The following is a 5874-nucleotide window of genomic DNA, read 5'->3' as shown; positions in this document are numbered from 1 at the left end:
CCCTCCCCCAGGCAGTTTTGGGGGAGGGGCCGCGAGGAACGAGCGGGGGAGGGGGCCCGCCTCGCTTCACATCATCACAACCGCCCACGCCGCTCCCGCGCCCCCCAGCGTCACCCGCAGGTTGTCGTCCAGCGGAAGAGGGAGAAACTCCAGCGCCGCCGCCGCCAGCGCCCCCGCCACCGCGGACGCCGGCGCGATCCCGGGCACGGCGAAGCCCACGGCGAGGCACACCACCAGCGCCGCCGCGAACCCCTCCCAGCTCTTCCCCCACGCGGTACGATGCCGCCCGAAGCGCTTTCCCACCAGCGCCGCCGCCGCGTCCCCCAGCCCGTTGTACAGCATCCCCGCCACCGCGATGGGCTTGGGAAAGAGGAGGATCGCCGCCGCGTAGGCCAGCGCCATGTAGGTGCCGCCCGCCAGCCCGCGGCGCTCGTGGGGGCGCAGCATGGTGCGCGTGAGGCGCAGGAAATGGTAGCGCGGCCCGCGCAGCCGCAGCCGCGCCACGTCCACCCCGATCGCGATCACGGCCAGCGCCACCAGTCCCGCGGTCGCGGTGGAGCGCGGAAGGAGCCAGACCAGCACCGGGAGCGCGACCGAGGAGATGTGGAACGCCTTGCGCGCCGCTTCCCGGCGCAGCGATCCGCGCACGGGGCGGGCACGGACTGCGTCGGGTGGGCGCATCGCGAGGGTCGTGGCAGGGGTGTGGAGGCGACGCGGGCGGCCCGGCGGAAGCTATCACCGCGGCGCCGCCGGGGCTACGCGCCAGGGTGCAAAATCCTGTGCCAGCGTAACGATCTTTGCCAGCCGTGTGCATATGCCGGCGTGGCTGGACGTTGACGGTCGAAGCAAACCGCGACACAACTGCTACAAAACGTGCAGGAATTCCACTAGATTGCAGGAGTTTGCCTGCTACAAGGCACCACGGACCATCTGGCCGCTGATTTGCCTTTACCTGGCCGATGGGAGGAAATCCGATGCGAGAAAGAAAACTAGAATCGCTCCGGCGGATGGAGACGGAGGCGGGGCTCATGCGGCCCACCATCGCCTACAACCCGGGGACGATGACCGATCCGCTGCCCGCGGTGGAGCGCGCCATGGCCGCGTTCCGCCGCCGGATTCGCGGCAATCCGCTGGCGGCGTATGCCCAGGCGCGCTCCGTCCTGGACGAGCTGCGCCCGCTGGCCGCCGAGGTCTTCGGCGGCACGGCGGGGGAGTGGGCCCTCGCGGATGGCCACACCGCCACCATCGACCGCCTGGCCGACTCGCTCGCCGGGGTCCTGGTGGGCGCGGCCGTGTACAGCACCGACGGCGAGCACGTGGGCGGCGTGGGCGCCTTCGCGGCGGACCCGCGCTTCAAGCTCGTGCAGGTGAGCCCGGAAGCGATCGTCGACACTCCGGGGCGGCTGTACTTCCTCTCGCACCTCACCTGGGACACGAATCGCGACCTCAGCGCGCAGATCCGCGCGCTGGTGCGCCGGCCGGACTCGCCCATCGTGGTGGTGGACGGCACCCAGGCCCTCGGCCAGATCGAGGTGGACGTGGCGACGCTGGGGTGCCACGCCTACATCGCCAGCGGGCACAAGTGGCTGGGCGGGCCGCACGGCAGCGGGCTCCTCTACCTGCGCCACGACGTGATCGAGGAATGGACCTGCCCGTTCCGCGCCGGCGAGCCGCTCTGCGCGGACCTCCCCATCGGGCGCTGGGAGCCGCGCGGGGGGCAGGACTTCTCGCGCATCGCCGGGCTGGCGGCGGCGGTCCGCGCCTTCCAGTGCCACGCGCAGCCCGGCCGGCCCATCCGCGAGCGCTTCCAGGCCCGGGTGAAGGAGGTGCTCGGCGCGCGGGCCCGCGTCTCCGCGGCATCGGCGGCGGACGGGCGGGTGGTGGCGCTGGAGCTGGTGGGGATGGACGTGTACCCCGTGTACCGCGCCCTCGCCGAGCGCGGCGTCGCGGTGAAGTGCGTCAAGACGAAGGGGAAGACCCTCGCGGGTGAAGGCGTCGAGGTGCTGCGGATCGGCTTCCCCTGGTGGGCGGACGACGCGGACATCGACCGCGCGGTGGAGCTGCTCGGCTCCATCGTGGAGGAGATGGACGAAGTGCCCGCCCTCACGGGGCGCGCGCCGCAGGAGAGGGGGCAGATCCGCGCCGTCTCCACGATTTCAACACGCCGCGCCGTGGAGGCGTTGTGAGCATTATCGTACTTGGGGCGGACGGATACCTGGGGTGGGCGCTGACCTCCCACCTGGCCATGACCGTGAAGGAGCCGATCCTGGCGGTCGACGATCTCAGCAAGCGGCGCCGCGTGGCGGCCTCGGGGCACGAGAGCGCGATCCCGGTGCTCCCCTTCAACGAGCGCATACGCCAGCTTCGCCGCGTCACCGGGCGGCGCGACGTGGCGGGGATCGAGGCGGGGGTGGTGGACTGCGTGGACGAGCTGGTTCGGGGCACCCGCCCGCGCGCCGTGGTGCACCTGGCGCAGATCCCGTCGGCCCCGTTCTCCATGCAGTCGTTCGCCGCCGCGCGGGAGACGCTGGAGAACAACGAGGTGGGGAACCTGGCCGTGCTCTTTGCCCTGCGCGACCGCTCGCCGGAGACGCACCTGGTGAAGATGGGGAGCATGGGCGAGTACGCGCAGTGCGGCGTGTCGCTGGGCGAGGGGTACGTGGAGGCGACGCTGGACGGCGAGGAGACCTGCCGCCCCGTCCCCTTTCCGCGCGAAGCGGACGACGTGTACCACATCACCAAGATCAACGACACCAACTTCCTGTCGATGGCGTGCCGCGTGTGGGGCCTCGCCTCCACGGACGTGATGCAGAGCGTGGTGTACGGCGTGTCGACCCCGCTTTCGCGCGAGCATCCGCAGCTGGCCACGCGCTTCGACTGCGACCCCGTGTTCGGATCGGTGCTCAACCGCTTCGTGGCGCAGGCCGTCCGCGGCACGCCGCTCACCGTGCACGCCGGCGGCACCGCCAGCACGGGGCTGATCGCGCTGCAGGACACCATCGCGGCGCTCTCCTACTGGATCGAGCACCCCGCCGCCGCCGGCGAGCACCGGGTGATCAACCAGGCGGTCGAGACGCGCACCACCGTGCTGGAGATCGCGCACCTGGTGCAGCGGCTGGCGGCGGAACGCGGGATCGAGGTGGAGCTGTGCCACAAGCTGGACCCGCGCCACGAGCTGGAGCGTCCCAGCCGCGGCGGGCCCGCGCGCAACCTGCGCCTGCGCCAGACCGGCATCCCGACTCTGAAGCTGGAAGACGGCGTCCGCCAGCTGATGGACGACCTCCTCTCCTGCGGCGAAAGCCTCGCCGGCGCCTCCACCCTGCCGATGGTGGACTGGAAGGCCGGCGCGGCTCACGAGCTCGAGGTGGTGCTGTAGGGCGAAGGCGGTTCAGAAGCAAACTCCCTGAACCGCCAGGGAACCGGTCTCAGAGGGCGGCGGTCGCCGCGTGCTCCGGGAGCTCCGGCTCGCCGTGCCGCCCGGCCGCGCCGAGCGTGCCGCGGATGGCCGCGGCCGAGGTTGAGGCGAGGTAGCTGAACCACTGCGTGATCCCCGCCAGCTTCGCGCCGTCCTCCACCAGCAGGAGGCGGGCGTCGTCCGCGTCCAGGACGTCCACGCACACCGAGAGGCCGAAGAAGGCGATGGCCGAGACCAGCAGCAGCAGCTCGGTGCGCAGGATCAGCGAGCGGAAGCGGATCGCGTAGGCGAGGCCGAGGAGCCCGTAGACGCCGATCACCGCCTTCTCGGAGATCCCCAGGAGCTGTGGGGCGATGGTGTCGTGGAGCATGAACAGGTCGTCGGTCCCCAGCAGCGCGGAGAGCAGCCCTGAAGCCAGCAGGAAGCGGCGGAGCTCCGCGTTCTCGTCGTTCCTCAGGAGGGTGCGCGAGAACAGCGTCACCGCGCATGCGGCGGTCCACAGCGCGATCCCGAAGTACGAGACGGCGCCCAGGTACCACGGCCCCGGGTTGAACACGCCGGGGTCCTTGAGAAGCCGGGCAGCCGGGATCGTCCCACGCACGTGGAGGATTGCGACGCACCCGACGGTCACCGCGGCGAAGGCGAGTCCTGCGGCGAGCACGCGCAGCGCGCCGCGGCGCCGGGCGGATGATACATCGCGGGGAATCATGCTCATGGAAGTTCGGTGGCGGAGGGATGCGGCGGGCGCGGGGGACGTGCTCCCTTTTCGGCGAGCCCCGGGAAACAAAGGGAGGCGGCTGTAACATTGCCAGGAATCGGCACTTCCGCAACGCTGTCGTGCAATTTTCCGCAACGTATGGCGAAGCACCTCCGTCTCGCGCTCCTTCCCGCCGTCGTGTGGGGGTGCGACCTCCCCGCCGCGCGCGGGGAGCAGGCGCGCGCGGCGGCGCAGCCGGCCCCGGCCTACAGGTGCGCCGCGAGCATTGCCCCTGACCAGGCGGCGGCCGGCGCCGAGATCCGGTCCAGCTACGCGGATTGGAAGCGGCGCTACGTCACCCCGCGCGGCGCGGGCGGCCTGCTGCGGGTGACGATGGCGGAGAAGGGGGGCGACCGCACCTCGTCCGAGGCCATCGGCTACGGGATGCTCCTGGCCGCGTACCTCGACGACCGCCCCACCTTCGACGCGCTCTGGGCGTACGCCAAACGCCATCGCAACCCGCGGGGGCTGATGGCGTGGAACGTCTCGCCGCAGGGGCGCGTGCTGGACCCCAACGCCGCCACCGACGGCGACATCGACATGGCGTTCGCCCTGGTTGTGGCCGACGCGCGGTGGAAGGCGTACGGGGCCGACGCGCGGGCGCTCATCCGCAGCCTCCGCACCCACGCCATTGAGTCCGGCACCTACGTGCTGAAGCCGGGCGACGTGTGGGGCGGGAGCAACGTGATGAATCCGTCGTACTTCGCGCCGGCGTACTTCCGGGTGTTCGCGGCGTACACGGGCGACGCGTCGTGGAACCGCGTGATCGACGCCAACTACGCCATCCTGGCGCGCGTCAGCGCCCGGCACTCCCGCGGCACCGGGCTGCAGCCGGAGCTGACGACGATCGGCGGCGACTCCTCCACGGCGCAGGGGAACTTCGAGTTCCACTACGGATACAACGCCACGCGCATCCCGTGGCGCCTGGCCAAAGACGCCGCCTGGAACTGCGACCCGCGCGCGCGCGGGCACCTGGACCAGCTGAACGCCTTCTTCCGGCGCGTGGGCGCGTCCGCCATTCGTGACGGGTACACGCTGCAGGGGCACCCCAACGAGCGCTGGCACACCGCCGCCTTCGTGGGCCCGGCCATGGCGGGCGCCATCGTCGCCCCGGACGCGCGGTTCAGGGCGCAGATGTGGAACGAAACGTTGCGGCTGCGCGGCGAAGGGTACTACCATGACTCGCTTCGACTGCTGTCGCTCCTCTTCGCGAGCGGAAACATGCCCCCGCCGCCCACCCGGCGGTGACTGGCCCGCCGCTTGCTCTTTGCGGTACCTGATGTTTGCGCAGGCAGCGCGGTCGTGGGCCTACCCAGCGCCCCCCGCACGAATTTTCGCCCGCCTCATGCCGGACACTCCATGAATCTCTCTCGTGCGGTTTTTCCGCGGCTCGGCCGCGCGGCGCGTGTGCCCGGGCTCGCCCTGGCCCTGGCGGCTTCCCTGGCGGCGTGCGCCGACGACAACCCCATGGGCGGCCCCGACGTGCAGTGCGACCCGGGGGGCACCGTGAAGGTGGACGGGCAGGACGTGCCCGTGGCGCCGAACGGCTTCTTCACCGCCGGCAACAAGATCTACAGCCTCGCCGACTGCAGCCCGTTCCGCTTCGTGGGCGTGGCCCGCCCGGCGCTCAGCTACTCCTCCTCGGGCGACCGCCTGGGGATCGACTCGGCGGCCGCGGCGGACTTCGCGCGCATCCGGGGAT

General features: G+C 71.7%; 6 protein-coding genes. 4 read left to right on the top strand and 2 right to left on the bottom strand.

The window, feature by feature from the left end; genetic code table 11:
* Positions 1-66 precede the first annotated feature (66 nt).
* The gene (locus VF647_07685; GenBank protein HEX8451960.1) at positions 67-681 is read right to left on the bottom strand and encodes an SEC59/DGK1/VTE5 family protein; all 615 of its coding nucleotides are present in this window, start codon (positions 679-681) and stop codon (positions 67-69) included.
* Between the two features lie 293 nt (positions 682-974).
* On the opposite strand from VF647_07685, the gene VF647_07680 reads away from it, so the two are divergent.
* Together VF647_07680 and VF647_07675 are read left to right on the top strand one after the other, a co-directional pair.
* Positions 975-2186: an aminotransferase class V-fold PLP-dependent enzyme gene (locus VF647_07680; protein HEX8451959.1), complete on the top strand. Its 1212-nt coding sequence runs from the start codon at positions 975-977 to the stop codon at positions 2184-2186.
* Complete coding sequence (locus VF647_07675; protein HEX8451958.1) at positions 2183-3376, top strand: NAD-dependent epimerase/dehydratase family protein; 1194 nt, start codon at positions 2183-2185, stop codon at positions 3374-3376. The genes VF647_07680 and VF647_07675 overlap by 4 nt, the downstream gene beginning before the upstream one ends.
* A gap of 49 nt (positions 3377-3425) precedes the next feature.
* Here the strand turns inward: VF647_07675 and VF647_07670 are convergent, their stop codons facing one another.
* Entirely contained in the window at positions 3426-4130 is a 705-nt protein-coding gene (locus VF647_07670) for a hypothetical protein (protein HEX8451957.1), read from the bottom strand.
* A gap of 141 nt (positions 4131-4271) precedes the next feature.
* Between VF647_07670 and VF647_07665 the strand changes: the two genes are divergently transcribed.
* Together VF647_07665 and VF647_07660 are read left to right on the top strand one after the other, a co-directional pair.
* Positions 4272-5420, top strand: coding sequence for a glycosyl hydrolase family 8 (locus VF647_07665; protein ID HEX8451956.1), 1149 nt, complete (start codon positions 4272-4274; stop codon positions 5418-5420).
* 111 nt (positions 5421-5531) lie between these two features.
* On the top strand, positions 5532-5874 hold a 343-nt coding region (locus VF647_07660), incomplete at its 3' end, for a hypothetical protein (GenBank protein ID HEX8451955.1).

Source organism: Longimicrobium sp., assembly GCA_036387335.1.
In the GTDB taxonomy this organism is placed as follows: domain Bacteria; phylum Gemmatimonadota; class Gemmatimonadetes; order Longimicrobiales; family Longimicrobiaceae; genus Longimicrobium.
This window is presented reverse-complemented; position numbering and strand designations above follow the sequence as displayed.